Origin of the sequence: Ventrimonas faecis, assembly GCF_040096075.1 — a bacterium.
GTDB lineage: Bacteria > Bacillota > Clostridia > Lachnospirales > Lachnospiraceae > Brotaphodocola > Brotaphodocola faecis.
In genome coordinates this window covers 46,038-72,454 of sequence record NZ_JBBMFJ010000007.1, presented here as the reverse complement: position 1 = coordinate 72,454, position 26,417 = coordinate 46,038, and the positions used below count along the sequence as shown (strand labels likewise).

The window sequence follows — 26,417 nt, the reverse complement described above, 5'->3', positions numbered from 1 at the left end:
GTTATTTTTGTTTATTTCTGATTATTTTTCGCTGTATTTCTCCGTCCCTTCATAAGTAACCACACCCTTGCTGTCGGTGCAGTAGTAACGGTCATCGCCGTCCTTGGCGTTCTTCTTGTTCTTCTGGATCTTGCCGGAGGTGTTGACCAGATAAGTCTCGCCATCCCACTCTACTTTCTTCAGCTTCTCATCCTTATCCGCCTCGATACGTTTGCCCTTCTCGTAGATCACGCCGTCCTCAATGCCATTGCAGCCCTGGCCAAGCTCATCACCGGACTTGCGGAAATTGTAGGTGTAACGCTCGCCGTCAATGTCCAGGGTCACAGTGCCGGTCTTCATGGCGCCATCCTTGGAGGTTCCTCCAAAGTAGTATACTTCCGCGCTGTCCCCAGCCTCCGGCAGATCACTCTCACCTTCAATCTCAGTACAGGACAGAATATCCTTATCGGATACTTCCAGCTTGTAGAGACCTTCCAGCATCTTGCCGTACTCATCAAACGCATACCAGGAACCATTGATCTTCTTAATGCGGCTCTTTACGACATCGCCATCCTTCTCCGCGTAGTACCAGCGCTCCTCACCGTCAGAGTATCCATCCGGATCCGTATTCTCTCCCGGTACGGTCTTGAACCAGCCTACCGACATCCAGCTGTCCTGGATCGGGCTGTAGAAGCTTGGGGTTGCCACAGAAGCATTGCTGGAGCTTGCGTACCAGCTGAATCTGGCGTTTCCGTACTCCTCAAAATAATATTTCCGGCCGTTGATGGTCTTTTTGGTATCTGCTGCCTTCTTTCCGTTGGCATTGAAGTAGAACCAGTACCAGTCCTGAAACTCGTCATTGGTCTGGTCGTCATCCACCACGTCCAGGCGCTCCCACTGATGGCTTCTCATGGCACCGTCATCCGCGCCACCCAGATAGTAGACGCCGGTCTGCCATGCGTCATCACCGGTCTGACGCTCACCCTGTTCATCAATCCATCCATAGAGCATCTTTCCTTCCTCATCGAAGGCATACTTTTTCGTCACGCCATCCGCCCGGACAATGGACTTAAAATTCACCCGGCCTGAATCCTTCGCCTTGTAAGCTTTTCCGTCTGCTCCGAAATAATACCAGACGGTATCGGACTCGTCATCATCCTGCGGATCATCATTTTCCAGTTCTCTCCACTGGTTTCTCACCATGACGCCACTCTCATTCACGTAATAATAATTGTCGTTGTCCTCCACCAGCTGGCTGGTGGCCATCTCGCCGTCCTCATCCAGCCAGAACCAGTCGTTTCCAGATTTCTTCCAGGAGGAAGTAACCTCATCTCCGTTTTTGTCATAGTAGCGCCAGGTTCCGTCTTCTTCCTGCCAGCCAGTGGCTGCAAAGGCCATCATGGAACTTCCAATGGTCAGCGCTGCTGCCGCGCAGGGAATCAGGAATGTTTTTGTATGTTTTTTCATAGTATGTTCTCCTTTCAGGTGTCTTTGTTTCTGACATCCTGACTCTACACCCTGGAACTGTTCCAGGGTCAAGGGAAGTAAGAGAACCGTAATCATCCGTAATTTTTCAGAAAAAACTGTTATATTGTTGACTGTTTTCTTAAGGACCTCTATACTAGTACACATACAAAAGGGAAAGGAAGGTAAGCACTATGAATTCTTTTACAGCATTACTGCTTGCAGGACTCGGAACTGTTTTCATTCTGGTAATCGGCTGGTACATTCTTCAGGTTGTCGCTTACTGGAAGATTTTTGAGAAGGCAAACGAACCCGGCTGGAAGGCAATCGTTCCATTCTACAACACCTACACCCAGTACAAGTTCACCTGGAACACCCAGGCATTCTGGATTGTCCTGATTGGCGGCATTGTGGGCGGAATCTTACAGGAAGCAACCGAAGGCATTCCATCTCTGCTCGGAACCCTGATCATGCTGATCGTAGCAATCTTTAACATCATTTCTTTAAACAAGCTGGCAAAAGCATTCGGACATGGTGTTGGTTTTACCATCGGCCTGTTCTTCTTAAATCCGATTTTCATGCTGATCCTTGGATTCAGTGGTGACGAATATATCGGACCACAGTAAATTTAAAACAGCAAAAATGCCATTCGTTTCTGCGACTTTCACAGGCGAATGGCATTTTTCTGTTCTGTTATAAAAGTTTTAACGCTGCACTCTTCCGGAGCTGTCCCCGCCGGCCAGCTTCTCCACCTCCGCGCGGGTCACCAGATTGAAATCTCCCGGAATTGTATGCTTCAGAGCCGCCGCCGCGGTTCCAAACTCCAGAGCCGTCTTCATATCCTTTCCATCCAGGAAACTGCAGATCAGGCCGGATGTAAAGGCATCTCCACCACCCACACGATCCACGATTGGAGCTATGGTATACTTCTTGGAATGATAAAACTCCTTTGTCTTTCCGTCCATAATGCAGGCAGACCAGCCGTTGTTGGATGCGCTGTGGCTTTCTCTCAGGGAGCTTGCAATGTAACGGAAACCAAAACGGTCCGCCATCTGGCTGAATATGTTCATATAACCGGCCAGCTCCAGATTGCCGGACATGACATCACTGCCCTCCGGCTTGAAGCCCAACACTTTCTCCGCGTCCTCCTCGTTGCCAATACAGATGTCCACATACTGCATGAGGTTGGTCATAACCTCACGGGCTTTTTCCTGGGACCAGAGCTTCTTACGGAAGTTTAAGTCTACGGAAACCGTAAGGCCATGGGCTTTTGCAGCCTTTAATGCCTCCTCGGTCAGCTTTGCCGCGCTGTCGGAAAGTGCCGGAGTGATGCCGGTAAAATGAAACCAGTCCGCATCCGCGAAAATGGCGTCAAAATCGAACAGATCCGCTGTCGCGCAGGCAATGGAAGAACCGGCGCGGTCATACACAATATTGGACGGGCGCACTGCGGAACCCGGCTCCAGATAATAGATTCCAAGACGGTCTCCACTGCGGGAAATAAACTTTGTGCCAACGTTATACTTGCGTACTGCCGCAACCGCGCAGTCCCCGATGGGATTGTCCGGAATTGCGGTCACAAACTCCGTGTCGTATCCGTAATTGGCCAGCGACACCGCCACGTTGGCCTCGCTTCCGCCGTAATTGATATCAAACTCATCTGCCTGTATAAATTTTTCATTGCCCGGGGTGGATAATCTGAGCATGATCTCCCCCATGGTCACAATCTTTGCCATATTCTTCTCCTCCGTCTTTCTCCGGTTATTTACCTGCGGGCTGCCTTTACCGCTTCTACAAATTCCTTTGCTTTGGCAGTTACTGCCGCGAAATCTCCGGTCTTTGCGCCCTTTGTCAGGCTGCTTCCGGTTCCCACCGCGTAGGCTCCGGCCTTGATCCACTTGTCTACATTGTCCACGTCCACACCGCCGGACGGCATAAAGTCGCCCTGCGGAAGCGGTCCCTTAAAGGAACTGATGGCTGCCGGTCCCAGAATATTGCCCGGGAATAATTTGATAACATCGCAGCCCGCTTCCAGCGCGGTAATGGCTTCGGTCGGAGTCATGACTCCCGGAAGCATCGGTACACGGTAGCGGTTGCAGAGCTTAATCGTATCCAGATTCAAGCCCGGGCTCACCACATAATTGGCGCCCGCCAGAATCACCGCTCTTGCGGTTTCCGGATCCAGTACGGTACCGGCTCCAATGACGATGCGGTCATCGTTCCGGTATTTTGCCGCCATGGCAGAGATAAATTCCACCGGATTTCCCTCGTCCATGGTCATGGTAATCTCAATAAAATGAATGCCACCCGCAATGACCGCCTCCACGATTTTTTCCCCCTGTTCCGGGTTCTTCGCACGGATTACCGCAATGAGACATTCTTCTTTCATTCTGGATAAAACCTGTTCTTTTCGCATGTCACTCTCGTCTCCTTCTCCTGAACATTTTTGTTACTGCTCACACCCTGCACGTGTTCACCTGATATGATCCTTCAGGCCAAATGCGTTTTCCGGTTCCGCGCTTTTTATCCGCGTCCCCGGATATACCCCAGCATCTCCGAAAGCTTCTTTGCCTTTCCCGATACAATCTGCCCCAGTTCCTCATAATTCACGGCATCTCGGTACAGCGTAGATACACTGACTGCCCCCACAAGGTTTCCATCTGCCCCAAACACCGGCGCTCCCACACACTCCGCATGTTCCTCCATCTCCCGGGCATCCAGCGCGTAACCCTGCTCCCGCACCTGTTCCAGTTCCTCCATAAGGCGGTCCGGATCGGTGATGGTGCGCTCCGTGCGCTTCACAAAATCCATGCGCTTTAAGAGCTGCTGCAGAATTTCCGGTTCACTGTAGGCCAGAATGGCCTTTCCCAGCGACGTACAGTACATGGGGATGCGGCTTCCCACCGTTGCCGTGGTGATGATAGGGTTTTCCGGTTCAAACTTACAGATATAAACGACCTCGCAGTCTGACCGTACCCCGAAAAACACAGTCTTTCCAATTTCATGGGCAAACTTTTTTAACTCCGGCTCCATGACATTCATGATATTTAAGTTGTTGGTGTAATTGATGCCAATGCGGTATGCGGTAAGCCCGATGGTGTAGCGCTTTTTCTGTCCCCAGTCCGCATGCACCATGCCAAGTGTTTCCAGTGTAGTCACAATGTCATATGCGCTGGTCTTTGGAAGATCCAGGCGGCCGCACAGCTCATCCAGGGAAGCTCCCTCTGGTTTCTGGGAAATAATTTCCAGAATCTCTATGGTCCGCTGAGCTGTACGATTTAATTTCATGAATGTTACACACCTTTCTGTCTCGTAAAAATCTGCCTGTTCTGATTTGCATATAGTATCATTTTACTGAATACGTTCTGATAAGTCAAGGTATTGACAGAATTGTCACGGAGTTGTAAGGCGAATGAAATTTCCATAACACAAATAGCGCAGAGGGAATCCACATTCCACTCTGCGCTATCTGTGTTTTCTGACTATGAAGCTTTTTCGTAACTGTTCAGTACCCTCACAGTTACGCTTTTTCACGATTTTACTGATAATCATGAATCAGAAACAGCGGCTTGACCGCCATAATCTCATCGTACTCTTCCTGGGAGACCTGCACGCTGGCATTCAGCTGCTTCAAATCTTCCTTTACCTGCTCCAGTGCCTCTTTCTCGTCATTGGCCCGTCCTTCCCGGATCAGGCGGATCATGCGTGACAGGGTAACCGGATGCAGATAGCGGGACGGAACCGCAAGCTCTTTGGGGCAGTGGCTTTTGCACTCTGCCACCTGCGCCTCGGCCGTCTCCAGACGTTTTTCAATGGCCTTCCGGTTATTCCGGCTGGTCGGCATGACGTTGGCGCCGGAGAAAAGGAAGATACCGGCTATACCAAACAATACAAACCAGACCGCAAACGGTGCCTGGGATTTCAGGGAAGCCAGGCCAGACACAAGCGCTGCAATGCCAAGTACGGTAAAGAGAAGCGCACCCCATTTATAATAAGGCTTTGTCTGCTCATAGGTCCGTTTTTTTCTGGCTGCGTTGGAAAACTCTGCAAAGAGAACCGGCTGTTTCTCCAGATACTCTTTTGCGCATTCCAGCCGCTCCACTTCTTTAAGAGCCATGCCACAAAGCGGCACCTCCGGCTTCTGCTCTCTGGCTCTTTCTGCTTCCTCCAGACGTTTCTCCGCCGCTTCGCTAACGGTTTTGATCTCTGGGAATTCCTGCTGAATGCGCGCCAGAAACAGATCTACCTGGTCCTCATACTTAAAGTTGCACTGCTTTTCCTGCCCGTTGTCATAGACAACAACCAGATACGGGATTGTGGCAAACAGGCCCTTGCCGCTGAATCCGCCCTTGCTCATGGCCACGCGCTTAAATACACGGGAGACGGATTCCACCGGAACATAATAGCAGCGGTCGATGTAAAAGCTGTTTAAATACAGTGCTTTTTTTCCGATTCCGCAGGGACCGATCTTTCTGCAGCTTTTTTTATCTGCCGCCAGTTCCTGTTCTGTCAGTTCTTTCGCTCCAAGTTTTTTCGGCTTCCACAACATGATGGATCCGCCTCCCTTTCCTGATTTTCTCTGTTTTCATACGGTCAGCGCAGTGAATGCGCAGACCTACTGAACAGTTACTCTCGTTCAAAAATAAATTTCTACGCGGTCTGCTGCTTTCTGGTTGCATGGATGAAGATTCCAAGGAATACCACAGCCAGAACGATACCAACCGGATAAGCCACTGCGGTGCCAAGATTCAGACACTCAGATGCACAGAAGAAATAAGTCATGGATACGGCACTCATAAAGGTAGCCGGAACTGCGGTGATCCAGTAGTTCTTCTTTGCTTTATACAGATACATGGATGCGGTCCACAGAACGATCATCGCCAGAGTCTGGTTGGTCCAGCTGAAATATCTCCAGACAATGCTGTAATCCATATGTCCGACAATGGCACCAACGCCTAACAGCGGAACGCACAGAAGCAGTCTGTTCTTCCATGCCTTCTGGTCAATCTTGAACCAGTCTGCCAGAGTCAGGCGGGCACTTCGGAATGCAGTATCACCGGAAGTGATCGGGCAGGCGATAACGCCCAGCATAGCCAGGGCAATACCGATGCCGCCCATGGTCTTCTTACATACATCGTAGATTGCTGCGGACTGACCATTCTTCATAATCTCTGCAAGACCAGTGTTCAGACCGCCGGTTACCTCGTACAGGGAACATCCTGCTGCTGCCCAGATCAGGGCAATCACACCTTCACAGACCATAGCGCCGTAGAATACGAAATGACCCTGTTTCTCAGATTTCATGCAGCGTGCCATCAGCGGGGACTGAGTTGCATGGAAACCGGAAATTGCGCCGCAGGCAACGGTGATGAACATGAAGCTCCATACCGGTGTTGCGCTCGGGTGCATATTCCGGAAGTTTGCCCAGATCTCCGGAATGACATATTCCGGTTTGGTAAAGATACCGAAAGCAACGCCCAGTGCCATGATGATCAGGCAGATACCAAAGAGCGGATATACCTTACCAATGATCTTATCAATGGAAATAAAGGTTGCGATAAAGTAATAAGCCAGAATGATCCACAGCCAGAACTCCTTGTTGGTGAGCAGGCCGCTTACACCGCTGTTGCCAAACAGGGTGACGATCAGGCCGGCCGGTCCAACCGCAAATACAGTACCAACCATGACCAGAAGCACAACACTGAACACACGCATGACATTCTGCATCAGGTGTCCTAAATAAATACCGCATACCTCGGAAATGGATGCGCCATCGTTTCGCTCAGACATCATGCCGGAGAAGAAATCGTGCACACCTCCTGCAAAGATTGTACCAAACGTAATCCATAAAAATACTACCGGACCCCAGAGTGCTCCCTGCAGGGCACCGAAAATCGGTCCCAGGCCGGCAATGTTTAACAGCTGGATCAGAAACAGCTTCCACTGCGGCATAACGACATAGTCCACGCCATCGTTGATCCGGACTGCCGGTGTCTCACGATCGTCCGGGCTGAAAATGTTATTGACAAAATTGCCATAAACAAAGTAGCCGCCGATCAGCAAGAGCAGACAAATGATGAAACTTAACATACAAACCCCTCCTCTTATTTGTGTAAATTGCTGAACCATTCCTTTCAGACGGGGTTATTGTACACCAATAAATACAATTTTGGAATAGTTTTTGCGTGAACAGCAGAATAGGGCGCATGAACAGCATGCTCCGCTGCATGAACGCCCTATCCTTTTGTTATATATTCAGGATCTGTTTTAATGTTTTCAGCCGTTCCCTTCCTACCGGAAGGATTGTATTTTCATAGCCCTTTAACTTCATGGCAAGACCATTGCCGGTCCAGGGAAACAGTTCGGTAATGCACTCCAGATTCACCAGATAGCTCTTATGGATCCGGAAAAAGCCATAGGGCTGCAGTTTCTTTTCCAGATCTCCCAGAAGCTGGTTTACTTCGTAGCTTCCCGTTCTGGTATGGAGCAAAATTCCCCGTCCCTGGGTCTCCGCGTAGACAATCTGAGGCACATCCAGAAAGCGGATGCTATGGTTTACCGGGACCGGAATCCTTGGGGCCGTGACAGCAGCCTGCTGCACTTCCGTTTCCGGCTTTTCCGTGTCCTTTGCTCCGGTTTCCTGCGGTTCATCCATCTCCTGGTTTTGCGCAAGTCCGCGCATGCATTTTTCCAGGACATGGCGTACCCGGTCCGGGGCAAAGGGCTTTAAGATATAATCATCAATCTCCATCTCAAAAGCCTTTGCCGCATACTGGGAATACGCCGTGGCGAAGACAATCTTGACCTGAGGCAAAAGCTTCTTTGCCGTAGCAGCCAGAGTTGTTCCCTCCATATCGTTTAAATTGATATCCACAAACAGGATATCAAAATCATCTTCCTCATTCAGCAGCAACAGCGCTCCCGCACCGCTGTCTGCTTCCCTGATCTCGCAGTCCGGCACCACCTCCTGAATCTGCCGGATCAGTTCTCTTCTGGCCGGACGCTCGTCATCAATCACCGCAATTTTCATGTACTCTCCCCCATTGTCTTCTTATTGTAATTTTCGATTGTCAGGACGGACCGTTCTCCGGAATGAGAAACGAAACGCAGGCACCTCTTCCCGTATTTTCAATCCGCAGTCCATGGTCATTTCCATAAACACTCTTTAAGCGCTCATGCACATTTTTCAGGCCTACCCGGTTCCAGTTATCCCCGTGGTAAAACTGCTCCAGCACTTCCTGCGAAAAACCTTTGCCGTGGTCCTGCACCTGAATGCAGACCTGCCTCTGCCCATCCTGCTTTCCATCCGGCATATAAAAGGCCCGGATCAGCACCGTGCGGATTCCTGCTTCATCTGCCCCGTATCGGACCGCGTTTTCCACCAGCGGCTGCAGAATAAAGGACGGCACCATGCAGTCCAGATCCTCCTCAATTTCCATATCCACCTGAAGCTTTTCCTCAAAGCGGGCCTTTTCCAGCTCCAGATAGGTGTTCACATGGTACAGCTCTGTGTGAAGGTTCAGCATATACTGCTCATTCTCCAGGGTCTGCCGGTAATAGGAAGCCAGGGTCAGCAAAAGCTCTCTGGCCCGCTCCGCGTTCTCCCGGCAGATATAGGAAATGGTGTTTAACGCATTGTACAGAAAATGCGGATTGACCTGGGACTGCAGTGCCTTCAGTTCCGCCTGCCTGCGCAGCTTCTTCTGATATTCCAGATTTGAAAGCTCCAGCTGCGTAGAAAACAGCCGCGCCAGCTCCTCCACAAACTCCAGGTCCACCCGCACCGCATGACGGCGTTTTTTGATCATGATCGTCATGCCGCCCACCGAATGCTCATTCTCCAGAAGGGGCGCCGTCACGATGATCTGGTCTTTGAGTGCCTTTCCCAGTTTCTTCGGAAAATCTGACTGATGGAAATAGGTCGGCTTTAAATCCATCACCGATTCCAGCACCGGCACCAGAAAGGCCGGGTCAGCCAGCTCTTTTTTGTACTTTTCTGTCTCTACCGCCAACACCTGTTCCATGTCCGTAATCATGACAGCAGAACAGGAAATGGAGTGATAGATGATCTGCGCCGCTGCTTCCATGTCTTCCCGGCTCTGAAGTCCTTTTCTCAGATGCGGGAGACTCTGCTCCACGATTCCGATGCAAAGCCGCATTTTCTCCGCGAACTGTCCCTCTTCCCGGATGAAGATCATATCAAAGGCCTTCAGAAAGATCAGCATGCCGCAGGAATTCATGAGGATCATGGGAACTGCAATGCGCTGCACCAGATGCACCGCGTCCACAAAGGGCCGCGAGATCAGAAGAATGATCACCATCTGGGCTACCTCGGCCACCGCCGTCAGAGCAAAGATCCCAATCTGCTTCATTTTTCCGGATTTGAAACGCGCGGAAAACACAGACCCCAGAATGCCCTCAAACAGCGTGGAAACCGCGCAGGACACCGCCGTAAAACCTCCGATATCAAACAGATACCGGTGAAGTCCCGCGATCAGGGCCGCCAGCATCCCCACATAAGGACCGCCCAGAAGACCGGCCGCCAGCACGCCGATGACACGGGTATTGATGATAGCCCCGTCGGTCCGCGTTCCCGTGTATGTGGAAACAATGCTGATGACGCCAAAGATCACCGCCAGAGCCGTCTTGGAAAACAGACTGCCCTGCTCCTCCAGAAACAGATCCCGCACGAACTCCAGGTTCGTCAGGAGTGCCGCGATCAGTACCAGGAGGCCGATGTTTAAAAGCATGTTAAAGTAGGTTTCGTATGGCATAGGTTCTATATCCTTATCTTCTTTTCTTATCCGTAACTGCCGGTTCAGATCAGGCCGTGTTCCATGCAGTAATGGTACACGCCATCTTCCGCCACATGGCCGCAGGCATCCGCGGCCACCGCTTTCAGGTCATCCGACGCGTTTTCCATGGCAATTCCCATATCCACGGCCTGAAACATCTCAATGTCGTTGTTTCCATCCCCAAAGGCCATGGCTCTGGAACGGTCAATGCCGTAATATTCCAGCATCTTCGCAATACCGGTTCCCTTTCCGCCATCTGCCGGGATGATATCCACCGCCCGGTCCCACCAGGACGTGATCTTGGCTCTATGAGTATTCTGCAGTACCTGAGCGTATTCTTCCCTGCGGCAGGCCATCAGAAGCTGATAGACCTCTCCCCTGGAAACCTCGTCAAAGTCCTCGGAAATCGTGACTTTCTGGTTTCCGAACGCATAGTATTGTTCCAGATCCGGATCCGTTCCATTGGAGATGAGCCGGTTCTTCGTAGCCACCGACATGGCCCGCCCCATGACAGCCGCGTTGCGGATAATGGTCTGTACATCCACCTGGGGCATGGGATTACTGTAGATCGTTTTATTGCCCTCATAGCAGTAACAGCCATTGTACGTCAGGTATGCGTCAAACTCCACGCCTGCAAATTTCGGCACCGCCAGAGGTGCTCTGCCGGTGGCGATGCAGATGCGGATGCCGTTTTCCCTTAATTTCAGCAGCGCTTCCCGGGTCTTCGGAGAAAGATCTTTCTTTCCGAAGTCCAGAAGCGTACCGTCTATGTCAAAAAAGATGATATCTGGTCTGTTCATGTAATTCCCCCATTTTCCAGCTTTTGCCAGTGCTTCCTGTGCAAAGCCTATATGTCATGATTTGTAACTGTTCAGTAGGTCTGCGCATTCACTGCGCTGACCGTATGAAAACATGGGCTTGCAGGCAAAAATCCCATTGCCGAAGGCAATTTTCAATGGATTTTTGCCCGTAACTGTGAGGGTACTGAACAGTTACCATGATTTTATCATTCTGTCCGGCAAATAGCAAGTTGACAGTTTTTCCTTTTCTTTTTTCCGGCTTCCTGTATAATGAAACTATCAACAGCATACTTTTTCATGCTGTTTGTACTCAACAAACAACCTTATACAGGGGGACTTACCATGATCGTAACCTTAACAAACCACAGCCTGACCGCTCAGATCGATTCCATCGGAGCACAGCTCATTTCTCTGAAAAACACAGCAGCCGATACCGAGTACATCTGGCAGCGGAATCCCGCGCACTGGAAAAGCTGCTCTCCGCTTTTGTTCCCAACTGTTGGGAACTGCCGTGACGGTAAATACACACTGAACGGTCAGACCTACACCATTCCCAAGCACGGCTTCTGCCGGAACGCGGACTTTGCCGTCTCGGTGTTGTCGGACCAGGAAGCAGCTTTCACCCTCACCGACTCACCGGAGACTCGCGCCTGCTATCCCTTTGCGTTCCAGCTGAAACTGACTTACACGCTGACTGAGGACAGCATCCGCATTCACTACACCGTAACCAATCCAGGCACGGAAACCATGTATTACCAGCTTGGCGCCCATCCCGGCTTCAACTGTCCGATGCAGTCCGGGGAACACTTTGAAGATTATGTTCTGGAATTTGAGCAGGAAGAAACTGCCGGGTATCACTCCTATGACCTAAACCGCATGGAATTTGACATGAATTCCTGTACCCCGATTCTGGATCACGCATCTGTCATCCCGCTGACCCACGAACTATTCGCCAATGATGCCATCTTCTTTACGGACCTGCGTTCGAAAAAAGTCGCGCTGAAAAATCCGGCCACCGGATGCGGCGTGGAAGTCTCCTACCCGGATTTTTCCACCGTTGCCTTCTGGACCGCAGCCGCCACCAAAGCGCCCTTCCTGTGTGTAGAACCCTGGAACGGATCTGCAATCCGGTCCGATGAGGACGATAACTTATTGAACCGGCATTTTCTGCAGAAGGCGGAAGGCGGGGAAAGTAAGGAATATCGGCTTGGAATACGGATTGTAGGATAAAATCGTCAAGACATAGTAAAACCCCGGGCTGAGATAAAAATCAGACCGGGATTCTTATTTATCAAATCGTGATGTTAAAATAATTCCTCTACCTTACAGCAATGCTCTTTCGTTTCTTTATCATAACTGATTCCTACCGCCAGAATCCTTCCGGTATACCTTTCCGCTTCTGACATTTTTCCTTTAAAACGTAAAGCATACTGTTTTTCTTTAATCTGCGCAATGGCTTCTTCCGGAGTATGATCCACTTTCAATTCCAGTATGATGCAGTCCTGATCATGACGGATCGGATAAAAAATGAAATCTACATACCCTTTTCCTGCCTTATCCTCACGCTCTACCCGATACTGATCTCTCGCTGCCAGATATACAAGATTAATAATGGCCGAAAGTTCCACCTCGTTATTATAGGATAAAATCGGAACTTCTATATTATGCGCATACTGAATGATCTGCGTCATGGTATCTGTATCGCCTGCAAGAGTAGCCTGCAGCATCTGTGAAGACGCATTGGCCAGACGATAAACATATCCCAGTGATGTTTCCTTTTTCATCATTGCTGCGTAACTTCCCATGAGCTCCCGGTTTGGAATAAACACCCTTCCGTTGTCATAGGTCAGTAACCCATAAACAACCATAGCAGAATATATTTCCTCTTTCGTTTTCAATTCCTGCGCAGTCGCTGCATATTCCTGAATGCCAGATGATATCTTTTCTCCCGCGAACATCAATGCCAGATCATTCTGTATCTGATCCACATTGTATCGGATGTAAGTAAAAATCGAATCATATTTGCCGGAACTTACCCAGTAATTAGATAACTGATTATCCGTCAGTGCGCATACCACTGAGCGTGGATTATATAACCGTTCTCCGGATGCCGTGTGATATCCGTCATACCACTCACGAAGATTTTCCCGCGTAATCTGCGGCTTTTGGTTCTGCTCAGATAACGCTGATACAGCATATCAACCTCTTCATCCGTAAAACCAAAATACTCACTGAACCGAATTCGCGTTGCCATATTATATTCCAAAAACATATTCAATTCAGAACCATCCGAATATTTTGCAATCGGAAGGACACCTGTCATGTAAGCCAGCTCCACATAGCTCTTTCCCTTCAAAAGAAGTTTCAGAAAAAGTAAATAGTTTTCCCGATCCCGTTCTGTGATAAAAGACATATGGAAAACCGCATCCCACTCATCCATCACAAAAATAAACTTATGCCCGGTCTTATCAAAAACCAATGAAAGAATATCCCAGACCGCTTCGCTCTTTTCTATCATAAGTTCCGGATACACTTCCTGAATATCCCGCACCAGACCATCCTGGATTCTGCTTATATATTCCTCATACGCATGGCATTCCCGTGGCATCTCACTGAAATCAATATAAATCACATCATGATGTCCAACATGCTTCCGATACTGTTCCTGTTTTGCTACTGACAGGTTTTCAAATAATGACGGCTTCTTTGTATTCGAAAAAAATGCCGCAATCATATTGGCCATAACTGTTTTTCCAAAACGTCTCGGACGTGTAATGCAGAAGAAACGCTGCTCCTGTTCCAACGCTGGAATCAGTTCTTCCAGTATTTCCGTTTTATCCACAAAGTAAGGCCCATTCATAACCGTTTTATACTGGTCGTATGGTTCTTTACTGTTCAAATACTGTCCCATGCTTTACGTCCCTTTCCAAAGCTTCTGCTCCCCTGAAATCAATTGTATTCCGTAACTGTGAGGGTACTGAACAGTTACAATTTACTTTTGATATCCCTCAATTTGGCATTGGTGCTCTTTTGTTTTTTTATCGTAATTGATACCCACCAGCAAAACATCACCCAAAAAATGCGCAATCGACTCTGGATATTTTTTATCTTTTATCTGCTGCATAGCTGTTTCTGCTGTTTTATTCCATTTCAATTCCACCACAAGTGCCGGATAATTTTTTGCATACTCTGGTTTTGGAAGAAACACAAAGTCTGCAAATCCACGCCCCGACGGCATTTCCCGTACTGGTTTGAAATAATACCGCATTGCACTTAAATAGGCAATTGTAAGTACACTGCTCAAAGAGTTTTCATTGTTATATTGAATCGCTGACGCATATTCCATATGGATTTTTTCTATTTTCTCCGCTACCGTATCCGAATCCAGATCCAGCGTTGCATCCAGCAATTCCTCCGATTCTCGTTGAAACGAAAGAAACTCATTCCACTTTGTACTCTCCACCGCCGCTGTAAGTTCCTGTCGGATTTCTTCATTTGGAACAAATGCCATTCGCTTACTCTGATCATACCCCAAATACCCAAGATGGATCATATAAGTAAGCACATCATCCTTGTTGGCAAAGCTTACCGTATCATTCTGAAACGATTTTACATTGACATTCACATAGGCCCCGGACAACATTTCGATAATCGCAGTTTTCAATCCATCAAAATCCATGTTAATCAACGGCACGACCACTTCGTAGGAACTGGTGTCAGACCAGTAACTCTGGAATTGTTTCCACTTCATAATTTCAACTACAGCTTTCGGATTATATACCTGTGTTTCCTTGAGCAAATATCCATCATACCAGTGTTTTACTTCATCAAAATCTACATCGTACTTTTTGCAGAGTTCTGATACTTCTTCTTCCGTAAAACCTGTATAATCCGCAAAAATTTTTGCATCCAGCATAGTAAACTCATCAAAATTATTAAGAGCGGACTGTGTTTTTACTTTCTTGATTGGCAGAATCCCCGTCAGATACGCAAGCTGAATGTACTTGGTAGGTTCCGTTCCTTTGAAAAGGCCACGTAAAAAATTGATGTATTCTTCCTGTACCTTTTTGTTAGCTGCTTCATCACGAATCAAAACATCCCATTCATCAATAATAACAATAAATTTCTTTCCGGTTGCTGTATTGATGCGCGATAATGCCTCCGGCAAAGATGTAACTGTTTCTGAAAGCTCCTCTGGATAATACTCTCTCAGTTCTTTAATTGTCTGCTCTGCAATATAAGTCAGCACACCTGCCGCACCACCTGCCGGTTCCAGGCACCATTGAATATCGAGATGAATGACATCATACTGGTTCAGATGCTTCTGAAAGTCTGCGCTCTTTCCAATTTCGAGATTCATAAACATGGCGGCTGAATCACAGCCTTTGCTGTAATATGCCGTAAGCATATCTGCGGTGATTGACTTTCCAAACCTGCGCGGACGGCTGTTGCAGATGAATTTGGAAGTGGTATCCATGACACGGTTTGTATAATTCAGCAAACCGGTTTTATCTACATAAATTTCTGAATTTAACGCAACCTGAAATGCCGCGTTTCCGGAATTTACAAAAGTTCCCATGCCTGCACACTTCCTTCCATTTGTTCTTATATAAACCAACGCATATATTTTGATTTTATCATTGCCACACAGAAATAGCAAGTTTCATCGTCATTTTGCCCACAGTACGCTTTGTGAATTTCGTACAATTTGGTCTTTGAATTTTTGTTGATTTTTATGCTAAAATTTGATTATGGAACAGAAAATGCCAGGTGGCGCCAATTCGGCGCCCCTGGCATTTTCGTCACTTCATAACTGTTCAGTACCCTCACAGTTACGTTACTTCATAGTATTGCTATTTACAGTCTTACGATCATAGCCTCGCGTCCAGCGCCGGTTCCGATGAACTTCACCGGAGTCTTGGTGTACTCCTCAATGAAGTTGATGTAAGCCTTTGCGTTCTTCGGGAGATCCTCGAAGGTCTTGCAGCCGGACAGATCACCGAAGTTACCGTCGAACTCTTTGTAAACCGGCTTGCAGTTCTCTAAGAACTTTAAGTTAGTGGAGAAGTCCTCGGTCTCTACGCCGTTGTGGTCGTATGCTACACAGACTTTGATCTTGTCGAACTTGCCGATGGTATCTAAGTGGTTTACGGAAATACCGGTCAGTCCATTCAGACGCTTTGCGTATTTTAAGGTTACCAGATCCAGCCAGCCGCAGCGTCTCGGTCTGCCGCTTACAGTGCCGTACTCATGACCCAGGTCACGGATCTTGTCGCCGGTTTCGTCAAGCAGCTCGGTTACGAACGGGCCCTCGCCAACACGGCTGGAGTAAGCCTTGATGATACCGTATACGTTGCCGATATCGGATGCGCTTAAACCGGTACCGGTAATGATGCCGCCGATAGTCGGGTTGGAGGAGGTTACATACGGATAGGAACCGAAGTCGATATCAAGCAGGGTTGCCTGGGCACCCTCTACGATGACCTTCTTATCCTCTTCCAGTGCCTTGTGCAGATAGGTTACGGTATCGCACACATACGGCTTTAACTGCTCTGCGTACTCAGAGTAGGTCTTGTATACATCCTCAAAATTCAGTTTCTCATCGATGGTGGTGTCTTCCGGATTGTAGAACTTTAAGAGTGCTTTTCTGGACTCTACCAGTTCTTCCAGATGGCTCTTGAAGTTATCTGCGTACAGATCCTCCACTCTTAAGCCGGCACGCTCGTACTTATCACAGTAGGTCGGTCCGATACCTCTGCAGGTGGTACCGATCTTGGATGCCTTTCTCGCTTTCTCTAACGCGCGGTCCAGCATCGGATGGTACGGCAGGATGACATGGGTCTTGTCGCTGATCTTTAAATGGTTGTCGATATCATATCCGTGTGCCTTTAAGTTCTCGATCTCTCCTAACAGCACCTGCGGGTTCATAACAACTCCGTTGCCGATTACGCCAATGGTATGACCGGACAGGATTCCGGACGGAATCAGACGCATTGCAAATTTTACTCCGTTTACTTCGATTGTATGGCCTGCATTGTCACCGCCGGTTGCGCGGACAGCGATATCTGCATCCGTTGCAAGATAATCAATGACTTTACCCTTACCTTCGTCACCATAAAAACATCCAATAACTACATCTACCTTTGACATAATCAGTCTCCTTCGTTATAACTGCTGCCGTAACTGTTCTTTGCTGTTCCAGTTACCTGCTTTCCTTAAATTCAGGCGGAGCTTTCTGCTCCGCAAACATTAACAGTATATAAGATTCCTGCACTAAAATCAATACGCAAACACAAAAAGGCGGACAGATTTTCTAATCTGCCAGCCTTTTATTATCAATGTATCTTATTAATATTTATTAGTTTAAAAGGTTTATACCGTAATCTCGGCGGTCATGCCCAGATCCTCTTTGTTTGCTTCCAGGATCGGATTTACCACTTCGCTTAAGAACTCATCTACCTGCTTCGGCGCGCGGCCCACATAGCGGGACGGCTCCATGCATGCCTTCAGCTCGTCTAAGGAAAGTCCGAATGCCGGATCTGCAGCAATGAGCTCTAACAAGTTGTTGTCCAGGCCCTTCTCTTTGACATTTCTGCCTGCTTCCATAGAAAGCTGGCGGATGCGCTCATGCAGCTCCTGACGGTCGCCGCCTGCCTTTACTGCATCCATCATGATGTTCTCGGTAGCCATGAACGGAAGTTCTGCCATGAAATGCTTTTCGATCACCTTCGGATATACCACCAGGCCATCTACCACATTCAGGTACAGATCCAGAATACCATCAATAGCAAGGAAGCCCTCCGGGATGCTCAGGCGCTTGTTTGCGGAGTCATCCAGGGTACGCTCAAACCACTGGGTGGAAGCCACCATCATCGGGTTCATGACATCACTCATCACATAGTTGGAAAGGGATGCGATACGCTCGCTGCGCATCGGGTTTCTCTTGTAAGCCATAGCGGAGGAACCGATCTGGTTCTTCTCAAACGGCTCTTCCACTTCTTTTAAGTGCTGTAACAGACGGATGTCGTTGCTGAACTTATGGGCGCTCTGGGCAATGCCTGCCAGAATATTTAACACACGGGTGTCCACCTTACGGGAGTAGGTCTGTCCGGATACCGGGTAGCATGCGGAAAAGCCCATCTTCTCCGCGATCATCTGGTCTGCCTTGCGGCATTTCTCGTGATCGCCCTCAAACAGCTCCAAAAAGCTTGCCTGGGTACCGGTGGTTCCCTTGGAGCCAAGAAGCTTCATGGTAGAAAGCACATGATCCAGATCTTCAAGATCCAGACAAAGCTCGTTTAACCACAACGTTGCGCGCTTGCCCACGGTAGTCGGCTGGGCCGGCTGGAAATGGGTAAATGCCAGGGTCGGCTGGTTTTTGTATTTGTCTGCGAATTTTGCCAGCTCTGCCATCACGTTGATGAGTTTTTTGCGGACCAGTCTTAATCCCTCAGTCATGATGATGAGGTCGGTGTTATCACCAACATAGCAGGAAGTAGCACCCAGATGGATGATACCCTTTGCTTTCGGGCACTGCTGGCCGTATGCGTATACGTGGGACATCACATCGTGGCGCACCAGACGCTCGCGCTCCTTTGCTACCTCGTAGTTGATATCCTCCGCGTGTGCCTTTAACTCATCGATCTGCTCCTGAGTGATCGGCAGGCCCAGCTCCTTCTCGGTCTCTGCCAGCGCGATCCACAGTTTTCTCCAGGTTTTGAATTTCTTGTCCGGGGAGAAGATGTACTGCATCTCCTTACTTGCGTAACGCTCGGACAACGGGCTTTGGTATCTGTCGTTCATAAGAACCCTCCAATATTTTTCTGATTGATAGTTGTTTTTGCTGACTGCGGCCTGCGCAGCCAGACTTTTATTTGGTGTATTCGCCGCGGATGTCCTCGTGCGGCGGGTCTAACGGATAATCTCCGCTGAAGCATGCAGTGCAGATTGGAAGTCCTGCAGACAGCTCCTGCAAACGCTCCATCTTTAAATAAGATAAGGAATCTGCCCCAATGATCTGGCGGATTTCCTCAATGGTACGGCCACTGGCGATCAGCTGGTCCTCGGATGGAATATCAGTTCCGAAATAGCACGGATGTAAGAACGGCGGCGCACTGATCTTCACATGAACCTCTTTCGCTCCTGCATCCCGCAGCATCTTGACAATGAGATGGCTGGTGGTACCGCGGACAATGGAGTCATCAATCATGATGACGCGTTTTCCGGCTACTGCTTCCTTTAATACATTCAGTTTGACCTTTACCGCGGAGACACGGCTGCTCTGTTTCGGCTTGATGAAGGTACGTCCCACATAGGAGTTCTTCACAAACGCCGTTCCGTACGGAATGCCGGACTGCATGGAGTAACCAAGGGCCGCGGCGTTTCCGGATTCCGGCACGCCTACCACAAGGTCGGCATCCACCGGGGAGTCAATGGCGAGACAGCGTCCTGCATGGATGCGGGCATGGTAAACGCTCACACCGTCAAACACACTGTCCGGTCTCGCAAAGTAAATGTACTCAAACACGCATCTGGCCTGCTTTTTCGGATCTGGCAGGCACATGCTCTTATCGGATTTGATGCCATCCTTTGTGATGGTAACGATCTCACCCGGCTCTACGTCACGGACAAACTCCGCGTCGATGGTAGCCAGAGCGCAGCTCTCGGATACCAGAATGTAGGCATTCTCCTTTTTACCGATACAGAGAGGCTTAAAGCCAAACGGATCTCTGGCGCCAATCATTTTGCGCGGGCTCATGATGACCAGGGAGTAAGCGCCTTTGATCTTCTTCATGGCATTGGCTACCGCTTCCTCTACGGAAGAAGTACGCACACGCTCTCTGGCAATGTGGTACGCAATGACCTCGGAGTCAATGGTAGTCTGGAAGATTGCTCCGGTGTATTCCAGTTCTCTCCGCAGCTCCGGCGCGTTGACCAGGTTTCCGTTGTGGGCCAGCGCCAGGGTACCTTTGACATAGTTTAGTACCAGCGGCTGCGCGTTCTCGCGGGTACTGCTTCCCGCGGTGGAATAACGCACATGTCCCACACCAATATTTCCATGTAACCCCTCTAAGATGTCCGGTGTGAACACCTCATTGCAAAGCCCCATCCCCTTATACGCATTTACCTTCCCCTTCGGTCCCTCTGTGTCACTGACCGCAATACCGCAGCTCTCCTGCCCCCGGTGCTGCAATGCGAACAGTCCGTAATAGATCTCGGATGCCACATCATTGCCGTCAAAATCGTACATTCCGAATACGCCACACTCTTCATGCAGCTCATCTGGATTCAGCAAGCGTTTTTCTTCCATCGGCTTTCTTATTCCTCTCTGTGTATTTATAAGTGTCATAAATAAAAGAAGTTAATTTCAGAAGAAATTATAATACACAGGTATCTGAATTGCAATATATTTTTTTCGTCTGCCTGTTCTTTGCATGCACAAAGTTTCAAACAGGCCTATTTCCGCTGCACGGAATCGATCCGGTGGTAGAACTGAACCTCCAGTGCCTCCAGATTCAGGCGGACGCCGTAAATATCCTGTTCTTTTGCGCTTGCCGCTTCCCCGGCGGCATTGCCTTTCCCGTCCCTTCCGGCATCCATATCCTCCATCCCATCCAGGCTGGTCTTTGGGATCAGCTCCACCTCACAGATTTCTTCCCTGCACACCAGATTCAGCTCCGGCCGGTTCTGGTTCCAGTACAGGCCTGCGCCAGCCAGAAGCTCCGCACAAAGCGCTGCTGCCAGACAGGTCCGGAAACGCCGAATCCGCTGCGCACGCTGAAATTTTTGTGCCAGCCGCCGGATACCTCGTTTTCTCCAGCGTCTGCACGCACGATTCCATTTTCCGATCAAGAATCCTCCTATGTAAGCTCCCGCGAAATAGCGGGAACTTTGTGAAAAGCGAAGGACACCGCCCCGCAGCGTATTCTTTTCCCTGCTGCGCTGCAGCAAAAGGGAAAGTGACTCGTTTTGCTTAAGACGGTGTCTCTCTTGTTTGTTACTCTGCCGTACGGAATTTTCGGTTCAGAAAATTCCTATCTGTCAACTGCACGCTCCACATCATTCACCAGACCATCTACCACGCCGGTGCTCTCCCGCACGTCGCTGCGGTTTCCGGTTGTTCCGCCGGTTCCTCCGGTGCCATTACCGGCTCCTCCATTTTCCATGGAACCATTGCTTTCCATTCCGTTTGCGGCAGTGCCGCTCTCTCGCATGCTGCCGTTTGCTCCGTCGGACGCGCTCTGGGAAGCGGTGGTAGCTTCGTCTGCCATGCCGGTGTTGTTCTTATTGCTGCATCCGGCCAGGGCGCAGACGACCAGCGCCAGGATGAGCACACATGCGGTCATTCTGATTTTTTTCATCATCATATTCTCCTTTCTTTCCTGTTGCTAGTATGGGAAAAAAGGGAGGTTTTTATAAAAAATCAGAATTTCCTTTTTTATCAAATTTTCAGCCGGTTTTCTCCGGCATAAATGCCTTTGTGCCAGCTGCCTAGCCGATTACATCCTGCATATCGTACAGACCCGGCTCCTTTCCGGCCAGAAACAGTGCTGCCTGCAGCGCGCCTTTTCCGAAGATCGCCTTGGAATATGCGGTGTGGCTGAAGGTGATGACCTCGTCAGTTCCTGCAAAGATCACATCGTGGTCGCCTACAATGGTACCGCCGCGCACAGCGGAAATACCGATTTCGTTTTCATCACGTCTCACGCGCTCTGTACTGCGGTCGTATTTGTAGTGATAGCGGTTGTCCATCGCCTCGTTGATGGAATCAGCCAGCGCCAGCGCGGTTCCGCTCGGAGCATCCAGCTTCTTGTTGTGGTGTTTCTCCACAATCTCAATATCAAAGCCTGCGTTAGCCAGAACCTTAGCCGCATCCTGTACCAGCTTCATCAGGGTGTTGATGCCAAGGGACATATTGGCAGAGCGCAGAATTGCGGTCTTTTTGCTGGTCTCTTTTACTTTTTCAATCTGCTCCGGGGAAAGTCCGGTGGTGCAGAGTACTAACGGCATCTTGTGAGCGCCGCAGTAATCTAACAGATGGTCCACTGCCTTTGCGGATGCGAAATCTACGATCACATCTGCCTCCACATTGCATTCCTCCAGGGATGCAAATACCGGGTAGTCGCTTAACACAACCGGGTTTACGTCAATTCCTGCTACGATCTCAATGCCGTCCATCTCTTTAGCCAGGCCGGTAATGGTGCGTCCCATAGCGCCATTACAGCCGTGCATGATCATTCTTACCATATTCAGAAGTCCTCCTGTGCAAGTCTCATTCCATTTTCTGCAGTTTCTGTTGCTGCGATCAGCCCTGCTGTTTCGCAGCTTCTTTTCTTTTACAGAATTCCGTACTCCTGCATTGCCTTTTTCAGGCGCTCCTGGTTCTGCGGCTCCATCTCGGTCAGCGGCAGTCTTAACGGGCCTGCTTCCTTACCCATCAGGTTCAGCGCAGCCTTCACCGGAATCGGATTTACCTCGCAGAACAGGGCATTGATCAACGGAAGAGCATCTAACTGCATCTGACGGCTCTTTTCAATATCGCCCTTGAAGAAGTTCTCGCAGATCTCGTGGGTCTGTCTCGGAGCTACATTGGACAGAACGGAAATCACGCCCTTGCCGCCCATAGCCAGCAGCGGAACGATCTGGTCATCGTTGCCGGAGTACAGGTCTACGCATCCGTTTGCCAGATGCATGATCTCAGCGATGGCGGAGAAGTTACCGCTTGCTTCCTTCACGCCGACGATGTTCGGAACCTCGCGGCAGAGCTTTACGATGGTTTCCGGCTTCATGGTCAGGCCGGTACGAGTCGGAACATGATATAACAGGCACGGGATGCTTACAGACTCCGCAATTGCGGTGTAGTGAGCAATCAGGCCATTCTGGGTTGCCTTGTTGTAGTAAGGAGTTACCAGCAGCAGTCCGTCTGCACCAGCCTTCTCAGCCTCTTTGGAAAGATGGATTGCCTCTCTTGTGCAGTTGGAACCGGTACCTGCAATGACCGGAATCCGCTTGTTTACTACCTTGCAGGTGAAACGGATCACATCCAGATGCTCCTCGTGGCTCATGGTAGCGGACTCACCTGTGGTGCCGCATGCGATGATCGCGTCGGTGCCCCCTGCGATCTGCTCCTCTAACAGTGCCTCAAGTTTCTCGTAATTTACCTCTCCAGATTCTGTAAACGGGGTTACCAGCGCAACACCAGCGCCTTCAAAAATAGCCATGTGATTTTCCTCCTTCATATTCTTCCTGTGTAGTCTTAAAACCGGCACAATCGTTCGGATATTATTCAGAGCATGCGCATAAGTGCTTTTACAGACAAAATAAGGAGACTGACAAATTCCGGTCAGCCTCCTTAAAGTCGTTCTTTGCTTTCTGCTTTAAGTAGCTCTCCATCCGGTTGGATGACAGTTACAGGATTCTTCACCCTGTCCCCAGATAAATGACGTCCAGACCGCCCTGTATCTTCGGCGCCCGCCCTTTCAAGAAACCCTCTTCTGCTTCTGGTGCATCAGATCCTCTACTCATGCTTCGCGCAACCTCTACTTGCCTGTTTGTGTATAATAGTAGCATTAACCTATTTAATTGTCAAGTTATCTGCAATCCACTTCTTCCACTTTGTCTGCGATGCGGCGGATGCCTTCCGGCAGTACCTTGCCGGTCACAATGACCTGGACCTGGTCGCGGCATTTCAGCAGACCCTCCAATTCCTCTTCCGTCACGATGTTCTGATCCACCAGGCCAAGGGCCTCGTCAAGCACCAGAAGATCGCACTCTTCCGTGGTCAGCACCTTTTTTGCATAGTTCAGTCCATTGCGGATATTGATTTCTTCATCTTTCTTTTCCGCATCGCTCAGCTCCGCAAAATAACGGTCTGACTTTTCAAACCGGAATACTTTGAGTTCCGGCTCCATGCGCTTTAATACTTCCAGATTTCCTGTTTTTTCACTGCCTTTTAAAAACTGGATCACGATCACGGTTTTCTGCTCTGTGAGCGCCTGGAGCGCTCTGCCAAGGGCCATCGCTGTCTTTCCTGAGCTGTCTTTGCCGCAGATGGCCTCTAGTCTTCCTGTACTCATCGCTTTTGCACCTCTGTTTTTCTTAGCATTTGGGAGCCTTCTGTCTAAGCAGACGCTCCGTCGAAATCATTCATCTCGTTGATACAAGCGTCATTATCCTATCACATTCCCCTGCCATTTGCAAGTCCGTGTACCGTAAATCCGTTTATACAGCGTCATCCTCCGGCTCTCCACACTCCAATTTGCTGATGGAAACCTCATAGGCCACGCGCTTTTCGCACTCCGTCTCACTGAGCTTTTTGGTGTATTCCCGGCTCTGGACACGCCCCCAGACTCTCACCCGGGTTCCCACCTCAAAGCCGGATGCAAACCTTGCGTTTCTGCCCCAGGCAATGCAGGGAATGTAGTCAGACTTGCCATACGGACGGTTCACTGCCAGGAGAAGATCCGCGATCTCACGGCCCAGCGGCGTTTTCCGGTAGACCGGTGCCTTGCAGATATAGCCGTCCAGGAAAATCTGGTTCGTTTTGGTATAATCCGTGAACTTTTCCATAAAATGAATCTCCCGGACAAATACCGACAGCACCAGGCGGTTTTTGATACCCTCATGCCGGTTATAGGAACGGAACTGGCCAATGGCCTCCACCGTGCAGCCAATGTAATCTTCCTTTACGTCCAGAAGGCGCTCAGAAATCATGAGCGGGATAATGTCAGCCTGTTCGCTCAGGCGGCTCACCGCCACATTTACCAGATAGAAGCCCTCTCCGAACACCTCATGACTGAAGGTAAATCCGGAAATGATCTCCCCGATCACACTCACCTTATTGTTTTCAATCACTTTTTCTGACATAGTATTTTCTCTCCTCTTCCCATTTCATTTCTTTTAGCTTGCTCTCAGCTATTATCATATGTATGGGAAAATGAGAAAATTTATTCAGTGTTTCGCTCGACAAATGGCGGCAAATCGCGCCACCAGACAGCCGGAAACGACAGCAGAGATCCACTCACTGATCCAGAATCCGTGCCATACCCCCACCGGACCCAGAAAATGGTTTAAAATCCAGGCCGCCGGGAGGATCACAACCAGATAGCGGCACAGGGAAATGATGAGGGAGGACATGCCCATTCCAAGTCCCTCAAAGGCGCCGCTGGCCGTTACCGACACGGAGGAGATCAGGAATCCCATGCTGATCAGCCGGAGGGCCTGCGCCCCGGCCTCCACGGTCTCCGGATTTGTGGTAAACAGCTGCATGAGTCCCCGGGAGAAAAACATGCAGCCCAGGGTTCCCACCGCCATGATGGCGGCGCTCATCACCAGAGTCAGCTCAAATAGCCGCCATACGCGCTTCATTTCCTTTGCGCCATAATTGTAACCAATGAGCGGGCGCAGGCCCTGCACAATGCCGCTGGCCGGAAGGTAAAGGAAGGTCTGGAGCTTGTAATAAATACCAAGCACCAGCACGTAACTGGCAGAGGATGCCGCCAGAATCCCGTTTAACGCAGAGATCAAAAGGGATGGCAGCGCCAGGTTTAAGATGGCCGGAACGCCGATTCCGTAAAGCCGCTTAAGGATCGGCGGATTTGGCCGCAGATCCCGCCCGGAAAATTTAACCGGGAACGGTTTTCCCACATACATCACCAGATAAACCGCCAGGGAAACCATCTGTCCAACACAGGTGGCAATGGCCGCGCCGGAAATTCCCAATTCCAAGAAACCTCCTATTCCAAAGATCATGACCGGATCTAAAACAATGTTGGTGACAGCGCCGCACAAAAGGCTCACCATGGCCACCTTCATACGGCCCACTGCCTGGAAAATCTTCTCAAAAAACAGTTCTGCCATAATGACCGGCGCAAACGAAAATGTAATCCATACATAGCGCATAGCCAGCGCTTTTACCTGTTCATCGTCCGTAAACATGGCTAAAAAATGCGGCATAAATAAGAGGGAAATCACTGCCAGCACCACGCCGTGCACCAGGCAGCATAACAGCCCCTGTCCGGCCGCATTTCCGGCCTTTTCCTTTTCCCCCGCCCCCAGATAAAGGGACACCAGCGCGTTGATACCCACGCCAAAACCAATGGCTGCCGCGTTGATAAAATTCTGGACCGGATATACCAGAGAAAGCGCCGTCATGGCATCTTCACTGATTTTCGCCACGTAAAAGCTGTCGATGATGTTGTAAAGGGAGTTCACCAGCATGGACACCACCATCGGCAGTGCCATGGATACCAAAAGTGGGAACACCGGTTTTTCTTTCATGAATGTATCTGTCATGTTCGTCTCCTTTCGTAAATGAGTTTGTCCAATGAAACCAAAAAAACGCCACACAGCCGCCCTCTCAGAAACGAAAAGGAGCTGT

Annotated in this window: 22 protein-coding genes, 1 pseudogene and 1 riboswitch; of the genes and pseudogenes, 2 read left to right on the top strand and 21 right to left on the bottom strand. The window is 49.6% G+C overall.

All coding sequences use genetic code 11. From position 1 onward, the window contains the following. Window positions 1–21: 21 nt before the first annotated feature. Window positions 22–1,446: a cell wall-binding protein gene (locus tag WMO41_RS05210; RefSeq protein ID WP_349228851.1), complete on the bottom strand. Its 1,425-nt coding sequence runs from the start codon at window positions 1,444–1,446 to the stop codon at window positions 22–24. A gap of 191 nt (window positions 1,447–1,637) precedes the next feature. Here WMO41_RS05210 and WMO41_RS05205 point away from each other — a divergent pair, with 191 nt between their 5' ends. Further along, complete coding sequence (locus WMO41_RS05205; protein WP_349228850.1) at window positions 1,638–2,069, top strand: DUF5684 domain-containing protein; 432 nt, start codon at window positions 1,638–1,640, stop codon at window positions 2,067–2,069. Between the two features lie 78 nt (window positions 2,070–2,147). Here the strand turns inward: WMO41_RS05205 and WMO41_RS05200 are convergent, their stop codons facing one another. The 8 genes from WMO41_RS05200 to WMO41_RS05165 all read right to left on the bottom strand — a co-directional run bounded on the left by WMO41_RS05200 (window position 2,148) and on the right by WMO41_RS05165 (window position 11,038). Then, the gene (locus WMO41_RS05200; RefSeq protein WP_349228849.1) at window positions 2,148–3,179 is read right to left on the bottom strand and encodes a PfkB family carbohydrate kinase; all 1,032 of its coding nucleotides are present in this window, start codon (window positions 3,177–3,179) and stop codon (window positions 2,148–2,150) included. Between the two features lie 29 nt (window positions 3,180–3,208). Further along, on the bottom strand, window positions 3,209–3,859 hold the full coding sequence (locus tag WMO41_RS05195; RefSeq protein WP_349228848.1) for a bifunctional 2-keto-4-hydroxyglutarate aldolase/2-keto-3-deoxy-6-phosphogluconate aldolase: 651 nt from the start codon (window positions 3,857–3,859) through the stop codon (window positions 3,209–3,211). A gap of 107 nt (window positions 3,860–3,966) precedes the next feature. Next, the gene (locus WMO41_RS05190) at window positions 3,967–4,731 is read right to left on the bottom strand and encodes an IclR family transcriptional regulator (RefSeq protein ID WP_349228847.1); all 765 of its coding nucleotides are present in this window, start codon (window positions 4,729–4,731) and stop codon (window positions 3,967–3,969) included. 250 nt (window positions 4,732–4,981) lie between these two features. Then, complete coding sequence (locus WMO41_RS05185) at window positions 4,982–5,992, bottom strand: DUF308 domain-containing protein (protein ID WP_349228846.1); 1,011 nt, start codon at window positions 5,990–5,992, stop codon at window positions 4,982–4,984. Window positions 5,993–6,093: 101 nt separating this feature from the next. After that, window positions 6,094–7,533: a carbon starvation CstA family protein gene (locus tag WMO41_RS05180; RefSeq protein ID WP_349228845.1), complete on the bottom strand. Its 1,440-nt coding sequence runs from the start codon at window positions 7,531–7,533 to the stop codon at window positions 6,094–6,096. A gap of 157 nt (window positions 7,534–7,690) precedes the next feature. Further along, window positions 7,691–8,473, bottom strand: coding sequence for a LytR/AlgR family response regulator transcription factor (locus tag WMO41_RS05175; RefSeq protein ID WP_349228844.1), 783 nt, complete (start codon window positions 8,471–8,473; stop codon window positions 7,691–7,693). A gap of 40 nt (window positions 8,474–8,513) precedes the next feature. Further along, on the bottom strand, window positions 8,514–10,217 hold the full coding sequence (locus tag WMO41_RS05170; protein ID WP_349228843.1) for a LytS/YhcK type 5TM receptor domain-containing protein: 1,704 nt from the start codon (window positions 10,215–10,217) through the stop codon (window positions 8,514–8,516). A gap of 44 nt (window positions 10,218–10,261) precedes the next feature. Continuing rightward, window positions 10,262–11,038 (bottom strand): Cof-type HAD-IIB family hydrolase, encoded by a 777-nt coding sequence (locus WMO41_RS05165; RefSeq protein ID WP_349228842.1) that lies wholly within the window; start codon window positions 11,036–11,038, stop codon window positions 10,262–10,264. Window positions 11,039–11,380: 342 nt separating this feature from the next. On the opposite strand from WMO41_RS05165, the gene WMO41_RS05160 reads away from it, so the two are divergent. Next, complete coding sequence (locus WMO41_RS05160) at window positions 11,381–12,268, top strand: aldose 1-epimerase family protein (protein ID WP_349228841.1); 888 nt, start codon at window positions 11,381–11,383, stop codon at window positions 12,266–12,268. Window positions 12,269–12,342: 74 nt separating this feature from the next. On the opposite strand, the pseudogene WMO41_RS16050 reads toward WMO41_RS05160, so the two are convergent. The 12 genes and pseudogenes from WMO41_RS16050 to WMO41_RS05095 form a co-directional block, all read right to left on the bottom strand. Next, window positions 12,343–13,949 (bottom strand): annotated as a pseudogene (locus tag WMO41_RS16050) (AAA family ATPase). Window positions 13,950–14,030: 81 nt separating this feature from the next. Further along, window positions 14,031–15,617, bottom strand: coding sequence for an AAA family ATPase (locus tag WMO41_RS05145; protein ID WP_349228838.1), 1,587 nt, complete (start codon window positions 15,615–15,617; stop codon window positions 14,031–14,033). A 278-nt stretch (window positions 15,618–15,895) separates the two neighbouring features. Then, window positions 15,896–17,188, bottom strand: coding sequence for an adenylosuccinate synthase (locus WMO41_RS05140; RefSeq protein WP_349228837.1), 1,293 nt, complete (start codon window positions 17,186–17,188; stop codon window positions 15,896–15,898). A gap of 222 nt (window positions 17,189–17,410) precedes the next feature. Continuing rightward, window positions 17,411–18,841, bottom strand: a complete 1,431-nt coding sequence (gene purB / locus WMO41_RS05135; RefSeq protein WP_349228836.1) for an adenylosuccinate lyase — start codon at window positions 18,839–18,841, stop codon at window positions 17,411–17,413. 67 nt (window positions 18,842–18,908) lie between these two features. Continuing rightward, window positions 18,909–20,348, bottom strand: coding sequence for an amidophosphoribosyltransferase (gene purF, locus WMO41_RS05130; RefSeq protein WP_349228835.1), 1,440 nt, complete (start codon window positions 20,346–20,348; stop codon window positions 18,909–18,911). Between the two features lie 146 nt (window positions 20,349–20,494). Then, the gene (locus WMO41_RS05125; RefSeq protein ID WP_349228834.1) at window positions 20,495–20,890 is read right to left on the bottom strand and encodes a hypothetical protein; all 396 of its coding nucleotides are present in this window, start codon (window positions 20,888–20,890) and stop codon (window positions 20,495–20,497) included. A 182-nt stretch (window positions 20,891–21,072) separates the two neighbouring features. Beyond that, entirely contained in the window at window positions 21,073–21,399 is a 327-nt protein-coding gene (locus WMO41_RS05120) for a hypothetical protein (RefSeq protein ID WP_349228833.1), read from the bottom strand. A 130-nt stretch (window positions 21,400–21,529) separates the two neighbouring features. Next, entirely contained in the window at window positions 21,530–22,285 is a 756-nt protein-coding gene (gene dapB, locus WMO41_RS05115; RefSeq protein ID WP_177292119.1) for a 4-hydroxy-tetrahydrodipicolinate reductase, read from the bottom strand. Window positions 22,286–22,374: 89 nt separating this feature from the next. Beyond that, window positions 22,375–23,259: a 4-hydroxy-tetrahydrodipicolinate synthase gene (dapA, locus tag WMO41_RS05110; protein WP_349228832.1), complete on the bottom strand. Its 885-nt coding sequence runs from the start codon at window positions 23,257–23,259 to the stop codon at window positions 22,375–22,377. 153 nt (window positions 23,260–23,412) lie between these two features. Then, window positions 23,413–23,588: riboswitch (Lysine riboswitch) on the bottom strand. A gap of 40 nt (window positions 23,589–23,628) precedes the next feature. Beyond that, a complete protein-coding gene (locus tag WMO41_RS05105; RefSeq protein ID WP_349228831.1) occupies window positions 23,629–24,114 on the bottom strand; it encodes a cob(I)yrinic acid a,c-diamide adenosyltransferase in 486 nt (161 codons plus the stop codon). A 145-nt stretch (window positions 24,115–24,259) separates the two neighbouring features. Further along, on the bottom strand, window positions 24,260–24,904 hold the full coding sequence (locus tag WMO41_RS05100; protein ID WP_177292116.1) for a single-stranded DNA-binding protein: 645 nt from the start codon (window positions 24,902–24,904) through the stop codon (window positions 24,260–24,262). An 84-nt stretch (window positions 24,905–24,988) separates the two neighbouring features. Further along, a complete protein-coding gene (locus WMO41_RS05095; protein WP_177292115.1) occupies window positions 24,989–26,332 on the bottom strand; it encodes an MATE family efflux transporter in 1,344 nt (447 codons plus the stop codon). Window positions 26,333–26,417: the final 85 nt, after the last annotated feature.